13 protein-coding genes are annotated in these 16,912 nt (G+C 66.6%); 8 read left to right on the top strand and 5 right to left on the bottom strand.

Translation table 11 applies throughout. The annotated features are described in order from the left end of the window. Positions 1-16: 16 nt before the first annotated feature. Complete coding sequence (locus FZO89_RS05225) at positions 17-1,630, bottom strand: GMC family oxidoreductase (RefSeq protein ID WP_149102255.1); 1,614 nt, start codon at positions 1,628-1,630, stop codon at positions 17-19. A 100-nt stretch (positions 1,631-1,730) separates the two neighbouring features. On the opposite strand from FZO89_RS05225, the gene FZO89_RS05220 reads away from it, so the two are divergent. Then, positions 1,731-3,113, top strand: a complete 1,383-nt coding sequence (locus tag FZO89_RS05220; protein WP_149102254.1) for an NTP/NDP exchange transporter — start codon at positions 1,731-1,733, stop codon at positions 3,111-3,113. 120 nt (positions 3,114-3,233) lie between these two features. Here FZO89_RS05220 and FZO89_RS05215 read toward each other — a convergent pair whose 3' ends face one another. The 3 genes from FZO89_RS05215 to FZO89_RS05205 all read right to left on the bottom strand — a co-directional run bounded on the left by FZO89_RS05215 (position 3,234) and on the right by FZO89_RS05205 (position 6,692). Further along, positions 3,234-3,611 (bottom strand): hypothetical protein, encoded by a 378-nt coding sequence (locus tag FZO89_RS05215; RefSeq protein ID WP_149102253.1) that lies wholly within the window; start codon positions 3,609-3,611, stop codon positions 3,234-3,236. A 56-nt stretch (positions 3,612-3,667) separates the two neighbouring features. Further along, positions 3,668-4,138 (bottom strand): hotdog fold domain-containing protein, encoded by a 471-nt coding sequence (locus FZO89_RS05210; protein WP_149102252.1) that lies wholly within the window; start codon positions 4,136-4,138, stop codon positions 3,668-3,670. Between the two features lie 76 nt (positions 4,139-4,214). Next, positions 4,215-6,692, bottom strand: coding sequence for an acyl-CoA dehydrogenase (locus FZO89_RS05205; RefSeq protein ID WP_149102251.1), 2,478 nt, complete (start codon positions 6,690-6,692; stop codon positions 4,215-4,217). A gap of 161 nt (positions 6,693-6,853) precedes the next feature. On the opposite strand from FZO89_RS05205, the gene FZO89_RS05200 reads away from it, so the two are divergent. The 7 genes from FZO89_RS05200 to FZO89_RS05170 all read left to right on the top strand — a co-directional run bounded on the left by FZO89_RS05200 (position 6,854) and on the right by FZO89_RS05170 (position 13,345). Continuing rightward, entirely contained in the window at positions 6,854-7,486 is a 633-nt protein-coding gene (locus FZO89_RS05200) for a TetR/AcrR family transcriptional regulator (protein ID WP_149102250.1), read from the top strand. A 66-nt stretch (positions 7,487-7,552) separates the two neighbouring features. Next, the gene (locus FZO89_RS05195) at positions 7,553-8,296 is read left to right on the top strand and encodes a helix-turn-helix domain-containing protein (RefSeq protein ID WP_149102249.1); all 744 of its coding nucleotides are present in this window, start codon (positions 7,553-7,555) and stop codon (positions 8,294-8,296) included. Positions 8,297-8,665: 369 nt separating this feature from the next. Further along, complete coding sequence (locus FZO89_RS05190) at positions 8,666-9,940, top strand: aspartyl/asparaginyl beta-hydroxylase domain-containing protein (RefSeq protein ID WP_149102248.1); 1,275 nt, start codon at positions 8,666-8,668, stop codon at positions 9,938-9,940. A 43-nt stretch (positions 9,941-9,983) separates the two neighbouring features. Continuing rightward, positions 9,984-10,439: a hypothetical protein gene (locus tag FZO89_RS05185; RefSeq protein ID WP_149102247.1), complete on the top strand. Its 456-nt coding sequence runs from the start codon at positions 9,984-9,986 to the stop codon at positions 10,437-10,439. 6 nt (positions 10,440-10,445) lie between these two features. Further along, positions 10,446-12,134 carry a putative 2OG-Fe(II) oxygenase gene (locus tag FZO89_RS05180; RefSeq protein ID WP_149102246.1) on the top strand — a complete coding sequence of 563 codons (1,689 nt, stop codon included), beginning with the start codon at positions 10,446-10,448 and terminating at the stop codon, positions 12,132-12,134. 181 nt (positions 12,135-12,315) lie between these two features. Next, positions 12,316-12,714, top strand: coding sequence for a hypothetical protein (locus FZO89_RS05175; RefSeq protein ID WP_149102245.1), 399 nt, complete (start codon positions 12,316-12,318; stop codon positions 12,712-12,714). 283 nt (positions 12,715-12,997) lie between these two features. Continuing rightward, positions 12,998-13,345: a hypothetical protein gene (locus FZO89_RS05170; protein WP_149102244.1), complete on the top strand. Its 348-nt coding sequence runs from the start codon at positions 12,998-13,000 to the stop codon at positions 13,343-13,345. A gap of 452 nt (positions 13,346-13,797) precedes the next feature. On the opposite strand, the gene FZO89_RS05165 is transcribed toward FZO89_RS05170, so the two are convergent. After that, positions 13,798-16,731 (bottom strand): TonB-dependent receptor domain-containing protein, encoded by a 2,934-nt coding sequence (locus FZO89_RS05165; RefSeq protein ID WP_149102243.1) that lies wholly within the window; start codon positions 16,729-16,731, stop codon positions 13,798-13,800. Between the last annotated feature and the right edge of the window lie 181 nt (positions 16,732-16,912).

The raw sequence follows: 16,912 nt of genomic DNA, 5'->3' as shown, positions 1-16,912 counted from the left end.
GTCCGCGTACCCGGGTTCAGGTGCCTGCGCGGATCAGGGCGGCCGCGCGCTCGGCGATCATGATGGTCGGCGCATTGGTGTTGCCACCGGGCAGGGACGGCATCACCGAGGCATCCACCACGCGCAGGCCCTCGACCCCGCGCACCCGCAGTTCCGGGTCGACCACCGCGGCCGCGTCGCTTCCCATGCGGCAGGTGCCGACCGGGTGGTACACGCTTTCGGCCTTGGCACGGATGAAGGCAGCGAGCGCGGCATCGTCCAGGTCGTCGCGCGCCGGGAAGATCGGCGCGCCCCGGTAGCCATCGAACGCGGGTTGCGCGAGGACCTCGCGCGAGATTTTCGCGCACTCGACCATCATCCTCAGGTCGAAGCCCTCCGGGTCGGACAGGTAGTTCGCCTCGATCCGCGGCTTGTCGCTGGCGCGATTGCTGGCGAGCGTGATCCGGCCGCGGCTGCGGGGGCGAAGGAAGCACGCATGCAGGGTGTAGCCATCCCCGGGCAGCCGATGGCGGCCGTGGTCGTCGAGCATGGCCGGGACGAAGTGGAACTGGACGTCGGCGCGCTCGTCCGGGGCCAGCGCCGAGCGCACGAAGCCGCCAGCCTCGGCGATGTTGCTGCTGCCCGCGCCGCTGCGGCCGCGCAGGTAGTAGTGGTATGCGATCGCAAGGTCGCTGATCCGGTCGTAGGTCACGCGCCGGGTCGAGTGCCGGAGCGTGCACACGTCCAGGTGGTCCTGCAGGTTCGCGCCGACGCCCGCCGCGTCGTGCACCACCCGGATCCCGTGCCGGCGCAGGTCCGCGACAGGCCCGATGCCCGACAGCATCAGCAACTGCGGCGAGTTGATCGTACCGCCGCACAGCAGGATCTCGCGCGACGCCGGCTGGTGGAACGCCGTGCCGCGCGCGGCATAGACCACCCCGGTGGCGCGACCATGCTCGAAGGTGATGCGGTTGGCCTGCGCTCCGGTGACGACGGTCAGGTTGGCTCGCGTCTTCGCAGGGCGCAGGTAGGCCACCGCGGACGAACAGCGTGCGCCGTCGCGCTGGGTGACCTGGTACAGGCCGACGCCGGTCTGTGCGGGCCCGTTGAAATCGTGGTTGTACGGGTATCCCGCCTGTTGCGCCGCTTCGATGAATGCCTGCGAGAGCGGATTGACGTGGCGCAGGTCCGAGACCGCCAGAGGGCCGTCGGCGCCGTGCAGCGCGTCGGCGCCCCGGGTGTTGCCCTCGCTGTGGCGGAACCAGGGCAGGACGTTGTCCCAGTGCCAGCCGGTGGCTCCGCCCGCGGCCCAGTCGTCGTAGTCGCGCGGCACGCCGCGGACGTAGCACATCGCGTTGATCGAACTCGATCCACCCAGCACCTTGCCGCGCGGCCACCACAGGGTGCGGCCGTCGAGCTGTGGTTCGGGCGCAGTGTCGTAATTCCAGTTCACGCCCTTGCGGTTGACCAGCTTGGCCAGCCCGGCGGGCATGTGGATGAAGGGGTGCCAGTCGCGCGGGCCGGCCTCGAGCAGCAGCACGCGCACGTCCGGGTCCTCGGAGAGCCGGTTCGCGAGCACGCAGCCGGCGGAACCGGCGCCGATGACGATGTAGTCGTAGGACCTGGTCGGCGCGGCGGATCTGGCGGGCATCGGCGCACGGTAGGTGGGCAGGCTAGAGCATATGCTCGGCGAGGTGGCGGGCGCCGCATGGTTCGGCTAACGTTTCCACTGCCCCGGGCGTGGACCAGCAATGAGCAGCACTGACGACAACCACGCCAGGCAGGGTCGGGCGGCGCGCTTGCGCATGGCGCTGGCCGAGTCGCCGCCGCTGCTGTGGTCGTTCCTGTACTTCTTCTGCCTGCTCAGCGGCTACTACGTGCTGCGCCCGGTGCGCGAGGCGATGGCGGCTTCCAGCGACGTCGAGGCGGTGTTCCCGCCGGCACTGATCGCATTCTTCGCCGGGCGCGGCGTAGCGCTGGGCGAGTTCACGCTGCAGTTCATCTTCACCGCAGTGTTCCTGATCATGCTGCTGCTGCAGCCGGTGTACGGCTGGCTGGTCAGCCGCTTCGCCAGACGCGTGTTCCTGCCGGTGATCTACGGCTTCTTCATCGCCACGCTGCTAGTGTTCTACGCGATGTTCGACAGCGGCGTGGCCGGGCGCGGCCTGGCCTTCATCCTCTGGATCACGGTGTTCAACCTGTTCGCGGTGGCCGTGTTCTGGAGCTTCATGGCCGACGTGTACAGCAATACCGAGGCACGCCGGTATTACGGCTATATCGGCGCGGCGGGAACGATCGGCGCGTTCACGGGACCGATCCTGACCCGCGCGCTGGTGCAGACGGTGGGTATCGCCAACATGATGCTGGTCTCCGCCGCGTTGCTGGTGGTGTGCGTGGTCTGCATCCTGCGCCTGCGCCGGTACGCCGTGCTGCGCGAGGCGGAACGCAGGCTGGTCAGCGGCGAGAAGCCGATGGGCGGCGAGATCCTCGCCGGCCTGAAGCTGATCGTGAGCGAGCCGTTGCTGAGGTGGCTGGCGCTGATGGTGGTGCTCGGCGTCGGCATCGGCACGTTGCTGTACAACGAACAGAATCGGATCGCGCGCACCGCGTTCGCGACCGCGGAAGAGCGCGCCGCGTTCTTCTCCACCCTGGACCTGGCGGTCAATTCGCTCACCCTGGTGGTGCAGTTGCTGGTCACCCGCGCACTGATGTCGCGTTTCGGCATCGCCCCGGCGCTGTTGATTCCCGGCGCGGCGATCATCCTCGGTTTCTCGATCCTGTCGGCCTCGCCGTTGCCGCTGATGGTCGCGATCGTGCAGGTGGTGACACGCGCCAGCGAGTTCTCGCTGGCCAAGCCGGCGCGCGAGACCATCTACACCCGGGTCGGCCGCGAGTGGCGCTACAAGGCCGGCGCCGCGATCGATACGGTGGTCTACCGTGGCGGCGACCTCACCTTCGTGTGGGTGCACAAGTTCCTGGCCGCATTCGGCTCGAACGTGGTGTTCGGCGCCGGCCTGGTGATCGCCTCGGCGATGACGTTCAGCGCCTGGCGGCTGCTGCGGGAGGAGGCGAAGCTGCCATCGGAACGCGCTCCGCGGGGCGATGCCCGCTCCGGCGACGGGGCGCCCGCGTGAGGCGGGGCGTGCACGGCGGCGCAAACCGTCCCGCGTGGATGCGACCTGCCCGCAAGCTTGCCGTGAGGGCCGGCTGACGCAGACGCGAGCCTTGGTCGGCGGGAATCGCGCCGAACCTGCTCAACCGAGCAGCGGCCAAGCGAACAGTACCGCGCCGAGTACGAACGATGCGGTCAGCGTGTGGACCAGCGGGTGCCGGATCCGCAGCCAGACGAACTGCGTACCCGTGCGGATCGCCCAGAACCCCGCCATCGCGGCCAGCAGGGCGCGGCCGAGCGGCGAGCTCGCGAGTTCCGCCGGATAAAGCAGGCACGACAGTCCGATCGCGATGAAGATCCAGACCAGCTGCACGTTGGCGATCTGCAAGATCGCGCGGTTGGGGCGGGTCGTGTTCTCCAGCGTGCGCGGCCAGCCGAACAGACGCCAGAAGGCGAGGTGGAACAGCGCGAAGCCGAAGCTGTGGAGCGCGCAGAGCAGGAGTATCGTTTCGGTGTGCATGGCCCGTTTCTCCGGTCAAGCGCCTTTTGGCATTCCGGTCATCGCGTCCGGCCGCGTCACGCCCTGCGCGGGGACACCCACATCGCGATCCGGGCGCGGAACACCATCTCGCCGGAAGGGTCCGAAACGTCCACCTGCACCGGCAGCTCGTAACCCGCGTCCGCCTCGTGCGGCGAGAACGCGGGAACCGCGATCGCGCGCATCGTGCCGGTCGCCTTCTTCAGGTATTCGACGCTCATCCCTCGCGGGATCCAGCGCATCGACGCGGGAATGCTCACGTCGCAGGTCAGGCCGCCGACGAACTCGGCCAGGTTGCACAGCGCGATCGCATGCACGGTGCCGAGGTGGTTGCTGACCCGGCGGCGGTGCGAGATGGTGGCTTCGCCGCGTCCCGGCGCCAGCGACACGATGCGTGGCGAGATGCTGCCGAAGTAGGGCGCCTTGAGGCAGACCAGCCTCGAGAACAGCCAGCGCCCGAGTGGCTTGCCGCTCAGGCTTCGGTAGAGCTGGAGGACATTAGCCGCCATTCGCGCTTCCCGGCTCCCGCTCCTTCCCCGCCATGGGAAGGAGCACATATCGATGCAGGCAGTGACCGATGCGCGGTCAGGCGGCTTCGCGCGGCTGACGGCGGTGCTGCGGCAGATCGTAGAAGCCGGCCGACCGCAGTTCATGCGGATCGAAGTCGTCGACCGTGATCGCGTCCAGGGTCATCTCGCGCAGTTCTTCCAGTTGCTGGCGCTCGTCGGCGGTGATCCAGCCCTCGCGCACGCCCTCGTCGAGCTGCGAGGCGAAGTCGAGCGCTTCGATGTCGCTGGTCTTGAGCGCCTTCTGGAACTTGCGCTCCACCGGCTCGGCGGCGATCGCCCTGGCCAGGTAGCTGTCGATGCGGCCGCCCGGATTGTTCGCGCAGGGGGTCAGGAACACGCCCTGGGCGAGCCGCTCGCGGGCTTCGTTCGGCGACATCAGCAGCGCGGCGACACGATGGCTCAGGCGGTCGCCCGGCGGCACCGCGCGGCGTCCCCACGGGAACACCAGCGCCCACATCAGCCAGCCGACCGGCCGGATCGGGAAGTTGCGCAGGGCGGCCGACAGCGCCACCTCGATCTTGTGCACGCTGTCGTGGAAGGCCCACGCGAGCAACGGCTGCTCGGCCTGCGGCGCGCCGTCGTCGTGGTAGCGCTTGAGCATCGCGCTGGTCATGTAGATGTGGCTGAGCACGTCGCCCAGGCGTCCGGACAGCGACTCCTTGAACTTGAGCTTGCCGCCCAGCAGCAGCATCGACACGTCGGCCATCAGCGCGAGGTTGGCCGAATAGCGGTCGAGCTTGCGGAAGTAGCGGCGGGTGTAGTCGTCGCCCGGCGCCGCGCCGATCTTCGCGCCGGTGATGCCGAACCACAGCGAGCGCACCGCATTGGAGATCGCGAAGCCGATGTGGCCGAACAGGTTCTCGTCGAACTCCTCGACCGCCTGCGCGAAGTCGGGGTTCTGCGCCGCCTTCATCTCCTTCATCACCCACGGATGGCACAGGATCGCGCCCTGGCCGAAGATCAGCAGGCTGCGGGTCATGATGTTCGCGCCTTCCACCGTGATCGCGATCGGCGAGGCCTGCCATGCGCGGCCGCCGATGTTGCGCGGCCCGAGGATGATGCCCTTGCCGCCGACGACGTCCATGAAGTCGCTGGCGACCTCGCGGCCCATCTCGGTGCAGTGGTACTTGGCGATCGCCGACGGCACCGAAGGCACGTCGCCGCGGTCCACCGCCGCGGCCGTGGCCTGCGACAGCGCGCTGGTGGCGTAGGCCTTGCCGCCGATGCGCGCGAGCGCTTCCTCGACGCCCTCGAAGCGCCCGATCGACAGCCCGAACTGCTTGCGGATGCGCGCATACGCACCCACCACGACCGCGGCGAACTTTGCGCCGCCGCTGGCGGTGGAGGGCAGGGTGATCGAGCGGCCCACGGCCAGGCACTCGTTGAGCATGTTCCAGCCCAGGCCGGCCTTCTCCACGCCGCCGATCAGCTGGCTGAGCGGGATGAACACGTCCTTGCCGCGGATCGGGCCGTTCTGGAACGGCGAATTCAGCGGGAAGTGGCGGCGTCCGATCTCGACGCCGTCGGTGTCGCGCGGCAGCAGCGCCAGGGTGATGCCGATGTCGCGCTTGTCGCCGATCAGGCCGTCGGGATCGTACATGCGGAAGGCCAGGCCGATCAGGGAGGCCACCGGCGCCAGGGTGATGTAGCGCTTGTTGAAGGTCAGGCGCAGGCCGAGCACGTTGGCGCCATTCCACTCGCCCTTGCAGACGATGCCGAAATCGGGAATCGAGGTCGCGTCGGAGCCCGCGAACGGCCCGGTCAGGCCGAAGCAGGGCACTTCCTCGCCCGCCGCCAAGCGCGGCAGGTAGTAGTCCTTCTGTTCGGGGGTGCCGTAGTGCATCAGCAGCTCGCCCGGGCCGAGCGAGTTGGGCACGCCGACGGTGGAACTGACCACCGAGCTGATCGACGCCAGCTTCTGGATCACCTTGTGGTGCGCCAGCGCACTGAAGCCGAGGCCGCCATACTCCTTCGGGATGATCATGCCGAAGAACCTGTTGTCCTTGATGAACTGCCACAGTTCCGGCGGCAGGTCGGCATGGACGTGGTTGATCTGCCAGTCGTCGACCATGCGGCACAGCGTCTCGACCGGGCCATCGAGAAAGGCCTGTTCCTCTTCGGTGAGCTGCGGCTTCGGGTAGGACAGCAGCTTGTTCCAGTCCGGGTCGCCGGTGAACAGCTCGCCCTCGAAGCCGACCGAACCGGTCTCCAGTGCGATGCGCTCGGTCTGCGACAGCGGCGGCAGCACCTTGCGGAAGAACTTCAGCAGAGGCGTGGTGACCAGCGGCTTGCGCACGAACGGCAGCAGCAGCGGCAGCGCGATCGCGGCCAGCAGCAGGGCGGCGACGAGCGTCGCGGCCTGGTTGGCGCCGAACAGCCAGCAGGCCGCCAGCACGACCGCGGTGATCGCAACCCAGACCGCGAGGCGCAGCCGGTGGTAGGCCGCGAACGCACCCACGAGCAGGAATGCGATGAAGGGAAGGGCGACGCTCATCGGATGCCTCCGGGAATGGGAAGAGTGGCCGCGCATACGTGGAGCCGTTGCGACGGGCCTGACCGTACGGTCGAGTATGGAATCGCCTCGCGGGCTTGTCAACGTGCCCACCGATCGGCGACGATACTTTTCCCGACGCCAGCGTATGGACAACCACCGACATGGCCAGAACCGCCGCCAAGCCCCAAGGCTCCGACGCCGCTGCCGCGCCTGGCGATGCGGGCAAGCCGCCGGAACGGACCGGTCGCCTGAGCGCCGAGGACTGGGCCCAGGCCGCACTCGACCTGATCGCCGAGCAGGGCGTGGCGGCGGTGGCGGTCGAACCGCTGGCGCGCCGGCTCGGCGTGACCAAGGGCAGCTTCTACTGGCATTTCCCCTCGCGCGAGGCGCTGCTGCAGGCCGCGCTGGAACGCTGGGAGAACGTCGAGCAGGAGGCGGTGTTCGGCACCCTCGAGCGCGTGCCCGACCCGCGCGAGCGCCTGCGCGCGCTGTTCCAGATGGTGGCCCACGAATACCAGTCGCACGTGATCTACAGCGCGCTGCTCAAGGCGCTCGACCACCCGGCCGTGCAGCCGGTGATCGACCGCGTCTCCAAGCGCCGCCTCGACTACCTCACCGCCTCGTTCCGGCAGACCGGCCTCGGCCGCGAGGATGCCCTGCACCGCGCGCGGCTGACGTATTCGGCCTACGTCGGCTTCCTCCAGCTCAACCTGCAATTGCACCAGGCGCGGATGCCGCAGGAGGAATTCGAAGCCTATGTCGAGCACCTGGCGAGGACCCTGGTGCCGGCCTGAGCCGGTCGGCCCGACCCGCATGGACGCGCAGGAGCGTATTGCAGGATCGCCGGGCGGGTGGCGGCAATGAGTGTGTCGATCGACCTGGTCAATGCGCTCAAGCGCGGACTGCGCGCGCAGGGCATGACCTACCGCGAGCTGGCACAGCGGCTCAAGCTGAGCGAAGCGGCGGTCAAGCGCATGTTCTCGCGCCGCGCGATGAGCCTGCTGCGGCTGGAGCAGATCTGCGAGGTCCTCGGCGTCGGCCTGGCCGAACTCGGCGCCGAAGCCGGGCGCGGACGCGAACCGATGGCGCAACTGGAGCGGGCGCAGGAGCAGGCGCTGGTCGACGACCCCGCCCTGATGCTGGCGATGTTCCTCAGCATCAACCGCTGGCGCCAGGAGGACGTGATGGCGCATTTCGAGTTCACCCTACCGCAATGGACCGGCCTGCTGGTGAAGCTCGACCGCCTGGGCATCATCGAACTGATGCCGGGCAACCGCGCCCGCCCGCTGACCGCGCGCAACTTCCGCTGGCTGGTCGACGGGCCGATGGAGCGCCACTTCCGCGGCACCCTGCTGGGCGACTACTTCGCCGATCCGTTCGACGGCGAACAGGACCGGCTGCTGCTGCTCAGCGGCAGCCTCAGCCCGGACGGCGTGACCCAGATGAAACAGCGGCTGGAGGATGTCGCCCGCGAGTTCGACGGCCTGCTCGCGCGCGATGCCTCGCTCCCGGCGTCGGAGCGCGTCGGCGTCAGCCTGGTGCTGGCGCAGAAGCCATGGTTGCTGCGGCTGTTCGGGCCTTACCGGCGGGCGCAGGATCGATGACGCTCCTCTTGCGCTTCTTTCCGCACTGCGTCAGGCCCTCGCGTTTCCTCGCCGATTGGAATGCGGCAATCAAAATCATTTCCCCCGGCGCCTGCAGGCCCGGGACGACATCGATGAGTGCAGTTTCGCGGCGCCCAGGCCAACCTCTGCGGCAGGTGGCGGTCTCCAAGGGGCTGGAAGATTCGCTTGGCACGGTCTCGGACTCGACGCGACAGCCTGATCGCCAACGCAGGTCGAGGCCGCGGGATCCGTGGAGGCCTATCGCGCCGGCAACGCTGGCGGAGCGGAAGCCCCTAGGTGCTGTGTGACGACCGCCGCTGGCTGCCGATAGAATGGTCTGCGCCGGTCCGGCGATAACGGAACAGCCTCGTGAACGAACAGCTGTCGTCTTTGGTGAACGCCGCCGGGGCCGCCGCCGCGGCCGGACGCTGGCAGGAGGCCGAACGGCTGTGGAGGCAGGTCCAGTCGCTGGATCCGGGCAACGTACAGGCGCTTTACAGCCTGGGCGTGCACGCGTTCCAGCGTGGCGACTTGAAGACCGCACTGGTGCTGCTGCAGCAAGCACACGTGCGGGCGCCGCGGGACCCGATGATCCTGCTGACGATCGGCCGGATCCATCGCGAGGCCGAAGGTCCGGAGCAGGAGTGGGGCGCCATCATCGCCGCGCTCGAGATCGATCCCTATTTCCTGCCCGCACTCCTTGGAAAGGGCGAGTTCCTCGAGCAGCAGCGCAAGCCCAGGGCTGCTGCCGCGGTCTTCCGCGATGTACTCAAGGTCGCGCCGGCTGAGCCGGAGTGGCCACCTGCACTCCGGAGACGGCTTGCACATGCGCGCGATGTGGTCGAGCAGGACACCCGGGAACTCATCGAATACCTGGGGCATCGGGTGGACGCGAAGCGTGCCACGGTTGACAAGGCGTTGGCGGGACGCTGGGACGAAGCGATGTCGATCCTGGCGGGCCGCACTCAACCCTTCCATTCGCACTGCAACCAACTCCACGTGCCAAGACTGCCGGCCGTGACCTTCTACGACGACGCGCTGTTCCCCTGGATGCGGGAACTCGAGGCGCGTACCGACGCGATCAAGACCGAGTTGCAGGAGATGATTGCCAGCCGGGGCGAGGAGTTCGTCCCCTACATCCAGTACAAGCCCGGGGACCCGGTCAACCAGTGGGACAAGCTCAACCACTCGCGCAACTGGAGTGGTTTCCATCTGTATGCCCATGGCGAACCGGTGGCGGAACACCTGGCGCAGTGCCCGCGGACGGCGGAGGCGCTGGCGCTGGTGGACGCGGTGGAGATCGCGGGCCTGTGCCCGAATGCCATGTTCTCCGCGCTGGCGCCGGGCGCGCATATCCCGCCACATACTGGTGAAACCAATGCCCGGTTGGTCGCGCATCTGCCGCTGGTGGTGCCGGAGAGGTGCAGTTACCGCGTCGGCTTCGACTGGCGGGAGTGGCGCGAGGGCAAGTGTTGGGTGTTCGACGACACGCTCGAGCACGAGGCCCGCAACGACAGCGACCAGGTACGCGTGATCCTGATGTTCGACGTGTGGAATCCATTGCTCAGCCTGCCCGAGCGGGAATTGGCGATGGCGTTGGCGGGTGCGATGCGTGAGTGGCGCACTGCGAGCGATGCTGCCTGAACCGGTAGGTTATCCTAGAGGCTCCGCCAGACGGACGATGCCGATGCGCTGTTTTTCGTTCTCGCTTCTGTGGTTGTTCTCACTGCCGCTGGCTGCACAACCAGCCACTCATCCATGCGCGGCGGTGGCCGTCCCTGCCGAGCGGCTGGCGTGCTACGACCAAGCGTTTCCACCGCCGCCGGAAGTGCACGAGGCGGCGAATGAAAGGGCGCGCGCAGATTTTGGTTTCGATCAGCCGCGAGAATCGTTGCGCAATCCTGGGCAGGCGGTCGAGCAGGCCGACCCACAAGGCATCGAAAGCACGGTGATCAGAGTCGACCACGGTCGCAACGGGCGCAGCTTCAATCTCGAGAATGGCCAAGTCTGGACGCAAACCGATGCGCGAAGCGGTGGCCAAGTACAGCCCGGTGATTCCGTGCAGGTGAGGAAGGCGATCCTGGCTGGCTACCAGCTGGTGACGCCCAACGGCGTGGTCCTGCGCGTGCGTCGCACGCGCTGAGCGAAGGTGCCTTCAGCTCGCGGCCAGCCGTTGAATGCAGCTCAGGCAGAGCGCTTCAGGCAGGCGCTCGGGCTTTTGCAATCCGGACAGCGTGAGCAGGCACTTTCCATTGCCAAAAAGCTGGCCGAGCAGGCGCCACAGGCAGCGGATACGTGGCAGTTGTTGGGCATGTGTCTGGCGGAAATCGGTCGACAAAAGCAAGCCGATGCTGCGTTCGAACACGCATTGGCCTTGCTGCCGGGCAACGCCGTGGTGTCGCGCAACTACGGCATGTGCCTCGCCCGGCATGGCAAGGCGTTGCGTGCGCAAGGCCGGTGGGAAGCAGCAGAGCCGGTGCTGCGCAAGGCGCTTGCGTTGTCGCCGAAACAGGTGTCCGCATGGGTCGACCTGGGGGTGGTGTTGCGTTCGCTGGGGCGCATCGAGGAGGCGCTCGCCGCGTTCCATCGGGCACAAGGAATGCTGCATCAGCGCGGCGTCAGCCAGCCTGAATTGCAGGATGCCATCAGTGGTGTTCTGGCGGACGCGGGCCGTCGGGTGGAAGCCTTGACGAATGCGCGCAAGCTCGTCGCCCTGCATCCGGATTATGCGCCGGCTCACGAATCACTGGGCAATCTGCTGTGGGAGCATGGCGCGGAACTTGCGCCGGACGAAGACCCGCTGGGAGAGTTTCGTGCCGCAGCGCGGGAGCAGCCGGACAATCGCGAGCTGCAGCTTGCATTCGCGCGAATGTTGTTGGCGGCGAAGCGTCCGGATGAAACGTTGGCGCTGCTGCATCCGCTCCGCCGGCGGGAACCGGGCAACGCATTGCTGGACTGGTTCGCCGCCGATGCGCTGGACGCGCTGCGGCAGCACGAACAAGCCGCGCCGTTGTACGCCGCGGCGGCACGTGGCGAGCTGGGCATGCTGCCGGAGTTTCTCAATGCGCGCGCGCGGCATGCGTTTCGCACGCGGGATTTCGACCTGGCCGCCAGCTGCGCGGGAAAGGCGGTGGAGATCGATCCGGATGGCCAGGAAGGCTGGAGTCTTCTGGGCACCGCGTGGCGGCTGGCCGGCGATGAGCGCGAATACTGGCTTTGCGACTACGACAGGCTGGTCGGCTATATCGAGGTCGCGGCGCCACCGGGCTTCAGCGACGTGTCCGCGTTCCTGCAGAGGCTCGCAGCCAGACTGCACACCATGCACAACGCCGGGCGCGAACCGGTGAACCAGAGCGTTCGTGGCGGCACGCAGACGGCGGGTCAGCTGTTCGGACGGGACGATGCGGTCGTACGCGCGGCGGAACATGCGCTGCGCACGGCGGTCGAGCAGTGGCTGGCCACGCTGCCGGATGATGTGGACCATCCTTTCCTATCACGCAGGCAGCGCAGCGTGCGTTTCGCCGGTTCGTGGTCGGTGAGGCTCACGTCATCGGGGCGTCACTCCAACCACATCCACCCCAAGGGCTGGGCAAGTTCCGCTTTCTACGTCGCGCTGCCAGACAGCGTGCTTGAATCCGACAGCGAATCTTGCGCTGGATGGATCCAGTTCGGTCAGCCTTTGGAAGATTTGGGGCTCGACCTCCTGCCGCGTCGCGTCATCCGGCCCAGGCCGGGCTACCTGGCACTGTTCCCTTCCTACATGTGGCATGGCACCGTGCCATTCGAGGCGCGGGAATCGCGGCTGACCATCGCCTTCGACATGCAACCGAAGACATAGGGCCTGCCGTCTCGCCGGGCGCTTCGGACCCCGCGGTTTCGGGGTGAGTCCGTTCATCCGGCGGGCCCGGGCGTGCCGACGCGGCGAGTACGTCCAGCGACTGGCTTTCACGCGGCTCTTGGGCAATACGGCGGTATCCTGCCACGCTTGTGTCAAGTTTCCACCCCGCCGAGGTTGCCGCATGCACGCCCATTCTATTGGTTCCAGCCACCCGTCGACCGTCCCTGCAGCCAGCGTGCCGCAGCAGCGGCGCATTCGCTGCCTGCTGTTCGCCGGTGCGATCATCGGCCTGTTGTCTGTCGGGCGAGCGGCGGCGCAGGAAGCGGCGGAACCCGCTGCTGCACAGGCGCCCGCGCCCGCCAAGCCCGGCAAGAACGGCAAAGTGTGCCAGCAGCAGGACGTCACCGGCAGCCGCATGAAGAAGAGGGTCTGTTACACGCCGGAACGGTGGCAGGCCCGAGAAGCAGCGGCGAAAGAGATGGTGCGTGAACTGGATGGAAAGTCCATCCCCAAGGATGCCAGCGCCGGTTTCCAGGATTTCAATCCCAGTAACAGGACGGTTGAGCACGGTCTTCCCTAGATGGATGTTGGGGCCCGCGCGATCGGGCCCGGCAGCTTGCCGGGTCGAGGCCACTCGCCAGGACGGCCGCGATCGGGCGCGAGCGGCCAAATGCATGCTCGCTCCGTACGGCAGGGCGTTGTAGTGCACCTGCAAGGGTTCTTGCCCCACCGCGTTCATCGCGAGCACGGGATGCGTCGACGGGCGATTTACTGCCGGCGACTGGCTTTCAGGCAGATAATGGGCAAATATGCCTTCATCCTGCCCGCTTGTGGCGGGTTCCTACCCCCATCGAGGATGCCCCATGCACGCCTGTTCCATTGGTCCCAGCCGTCCGTCGAACGTCCGAACCAGCCTGCCGCAGCACCGGCGCACTCGCTGCCTGCTGTTTGCCGGCGCGATCATCGGCCTGTTGTCGATCGGGCAAGCGATGGCGCAGGAGGCGGTGGAGCCCGCTTCTACGCAGGCGTCGAAACCCACCAAGCCAGGCAAGAATGGCAAGGTATGCCAGCTCGAGGATGTCACCGGCAGCCGGATGAAGAAGAGAGTTTGCTACACGCCGGCCCAGTGGGAGGCTCGCGAAAGTGCGGCGAAAGCGATGGTGCGTGAACTGGACGGCAAGTCGATCCCCAAGGATGCAAACGGCGGTTGAGGATGGGTTCTTCTCCAGAGTTAAGGGCGGAAAAGACATGATCGGCCCACCAAGCTTGCCGATTTAAGGACCAGTTGGAGGGCGTTCGTGCTCGGGCAGGCGCATGTCCCGCGGATCGCAGGAAGCGCATCTGCCGGGTCGCCGTCCGGCACGTTGATCAGGAAACGGTTGTTGGCCGCACCGGCGTTCGACTTACCAGTGGGCGGGCGAACGTGCTAGCCGTTGCGCCCTGTGGATGCAGTTCAAGGGGCGATGGAAAGGTACCCGGCGTGGTCCCGGCCGGCATGGGAGCCGCGATGCCGACGCCGGGCCAAGTCGTGTCGTGGCGGCCAGATCATGGCATCGATGCGTAGCCGACGCGGACACCGGCGGTAAATCCTTCAGATGAACAAAAAAGGCGGCGGGCCGAAGCCCGCCGCCAATTTTTTTGCCTTGAACGTTTCTTGCTTGGATCAGAACTTCAGGGAGATGCTGCCGAAGATGTAACGGCCCACCTGGTCGTAACCGCCCAGCGCGTTGGCGTTGGCCGAAAGGCCACTGTCGCCCGAGAACGGCGGCTCCTTGTCGAGCACGTTGTTCACGCCCAAGGTCAGCATCGCCTGGCCAAAGCTCATGCTGCCGCTCAGGTCCAGATAGCTGTAGGAAGGAACGCCTCCATCAAACCAGATGATGTCGGTCAGCGGGGTGCCGTCCACGTCGTTGTAGTCCATGCCGTCGATGTAGCGCCAGCGCAGGCCAGCGGTGTAACGGTCCCACCCATACCGCAGCGAGGCGACATGACGCCACTTCGGCGTCTGGCAAAGGTAGGTGTCGTTGACCAGGCCCTTGCACTCGAAGGCGGTGCTTGGTTGGGAGGCCAGCGTCTGGGTGAAGTCCTTCAGGACGTAATTGCCGACCACGCTGGTGGTCAGACGGCCCGGGCCGATCGCGAACGAATAGTTCGCGGCCAGGTCGAGACCGGAACGCTCGAAGACACCGATGTTGTCGGGCAGGTTGTCGATGTTGCCGGTCAGCGGATCCGAAGCCAGGCCCACCCACAGGTCGTACTCTCCCGCGCGTGCGTCTCGGCTGATCCGGTCGCAGTACAGGTTCTGCTCCATGCAGAGGATCTGGATGGTGTTGTAGCCGATGCCACCGATCGCACCCTCGATCTCGACGCTGTACCAGTCCAGGGACAGGTTCAGGTCTTCGATCGGTTCGATTGCGAAGCCGACGGTATAGGTATCGGCGATTTCCGGTTCGAGGCTGGGATTGCCGCCCGTGATGTTGTTGTACTGGTTGGCCGGATTGGCCGGCACGTTGCCATAGGCTTCAATCGGAACGCCCGTCCGCGCGCATTGTTCCGGCGTGTAATTGAGCTGCCGCTCGCCATCTTCGTCAAACTCCGGGCCGGCACAGAGGTCGGTGCCGCCCGCGTTCAGGGCGATGCGCTGCGGGTAGTAAAGGTCGTTCAGGCTCGGCGAACGCACCGCGCGGTTGTAACCGGCACGGACCAGCAGCTTGCTGTCCAGGAACATGCCGCTCAGGCCGACCTTGTAGGTGTCGTAGTTGCCTGAGGTGTCGTCGTCGGAGTAGCGGTAGCCCAGCGAGGCATCGAAGCGGTTGAAGGCTCCATCACCCACGTAGAACGGCAGCGCGGCTTCCACGAAGAAGTCGTTGACGGTGTTGGAGGCATCCACCGGCAGGCTGGCGGCACCGGCGCCAGCAAAGTTGCCAGCGGCGGAATCGCCATCGTATTCGCTTTCGTAGGTGTAGTCGCGGCGCTCCATACCCACGGCCAGGCCGATTTCCTCGCCATCGGCAGACGGGAAGCCCCAGCCTAGGTAGCCGTTGGCTTCCGCGGAGAATGCGCGGTAACCGGTCTTGAAGATGCTGAAGCTGGTGCCGGCCATCGCCGCGGCGGCTTCCGGATCGATCTCGTCGGTCCAGATGTCGTACGGCTGGCAGCCCGGGAAGGTGCCATAGACCGGATCGGTACAACCCAGCGCGGCGGCGGAGATCCTGGTGATCAGGAAGTCGTTCTTGCCGATGTCGATGGTCTTGGTCCTGCCGGACAGCAGCGACACGTCGTAGGTCCAGGACGAGTCGAAGAGCGAACCCCTCACGCCCGCGGTGATGCGGTGGGTGCTGTCGTCCGCACTGCTGATGCGCGGGCCGCCCTCCACGTTGCGCTTCCACATGGTGATGCGGGCCATGTCGGTGGTGACGCCTGCGTCGGCGCACAGGGTACCGATCCGTTCGTTGTCGCAGTCCACGTTGATCGGCACGCCGAAGGCGCCGGATTCCGCGATCTGGACATCGGAGCGGCGCTCGAGGAACAGGGCCTCGATGTACGGTTCGAAGTACTCGTTGATCTCGTAGCTGCCCATGAAGCCGGCGGTAATCCGCTTGTCGGGACGCTGGTAGAAGTTGATCGGCGCGTAGTTGTACACGTAGGTGCCGTTCTCGTACCCGCTGCCGTTCCAGATGTAGTTGTTATTGGTGCCTGGCGCCCACGGGACCACCGCGCCATCTTCAAACTGGTTGACCGAGAAGCGGCCCGGATCAGCGGTACCGGAACCGCCGCACACCTCGGCGTCAAAGAACACGGAGCAGGAGGAGTAGTCGCGCTGACCCTGGTACAGGGCCTCGTTCTCGCGCCAGGTCAGCCAGCCCACCGCGTGGCCGCGGTTGTCGGCGAAGCTGCCGCCCACCACGATGTCCGCGTTGCGGCTGATGCCGTCAAAGCCCGAGTTGCCGGTCGGGTACGGGAAGCCACGCTCCTCGTTGAGGGCTTGGATCTCCTCGTTATCGTTGTCGTGCTGGTAGGCCGAATAACCGTAGTTGAGGCTGACGCCCTCGAACTGGTCGTCGAGGACGAAGTTGACAACGCCGGCAACGGCGTCCGCACCGTAGATGGCCGAAGCGCCACCGGACAGGATGTCGACTCGGCGGATCATGGCCGCCGGGACGATGGACGGGTCGGTGATTTCATTTCGGCTCGCCGGCAGGCGGCGTCCGTTGACCAGGGTCAGCGTGCGCTGGGCGCCCAGGCCGCGCATCGAAATGGTCGCGTGGCCGAAGGAACCGTTGTTCGCGAAGTTGTCGAAATTCAGATCGATCTGGGGATACTGGTTGACCAGATCCTCGACCGTGGTGGCACCGAACTGGGTGAACTCCTCCGCGTTGATTTCCGTAATGGGGCTGGAGGCAGTGAAGGTCTGGCTCTTGATGCGCGAACCGGTAACGGTGATCGCATCAAGGCTCGTAGGCGTTTCCGCGGCCTGTTCCGTCTGCGCGTCCTGCGCGTCCTGCGCGAAAGCGGCGCCGGTGCCGGCGAGGGTCACCGCACTTACAGCAAGCGAGAACGCAATGGCGTCCCGGAGCTTGTTTCTCTTGAGTCTCATCTCTTCTCTCTCCAAGTGAGCCTGGGTATGTCCCATGGGAACCCCACCGGAGGAGTCAAGAAAGACGCCAAAGCCGGCAAGGTTGCGGCCGATACTACCCGGCGTCGGGGAAGAATTAAAGTGTCGTTAACAAATCGGCTGCGTTCTGTGATGACAGGCAGCGATGGCCCCGCAGGAGGCT

The organism is Luteimonas viscosa (genome assembly GCF_008244685.1).
Classification (GTDB): domain Bacteria; phylum Pseudomonadota; class Gammaproteobacteria; order Xanthomonadales; family Xanthomonadaceae; genus Luteimonas; species Luteimonas viscosa.
This window is presented reverse-complemented; position numbering and strand designations above follow the sequence as displayed.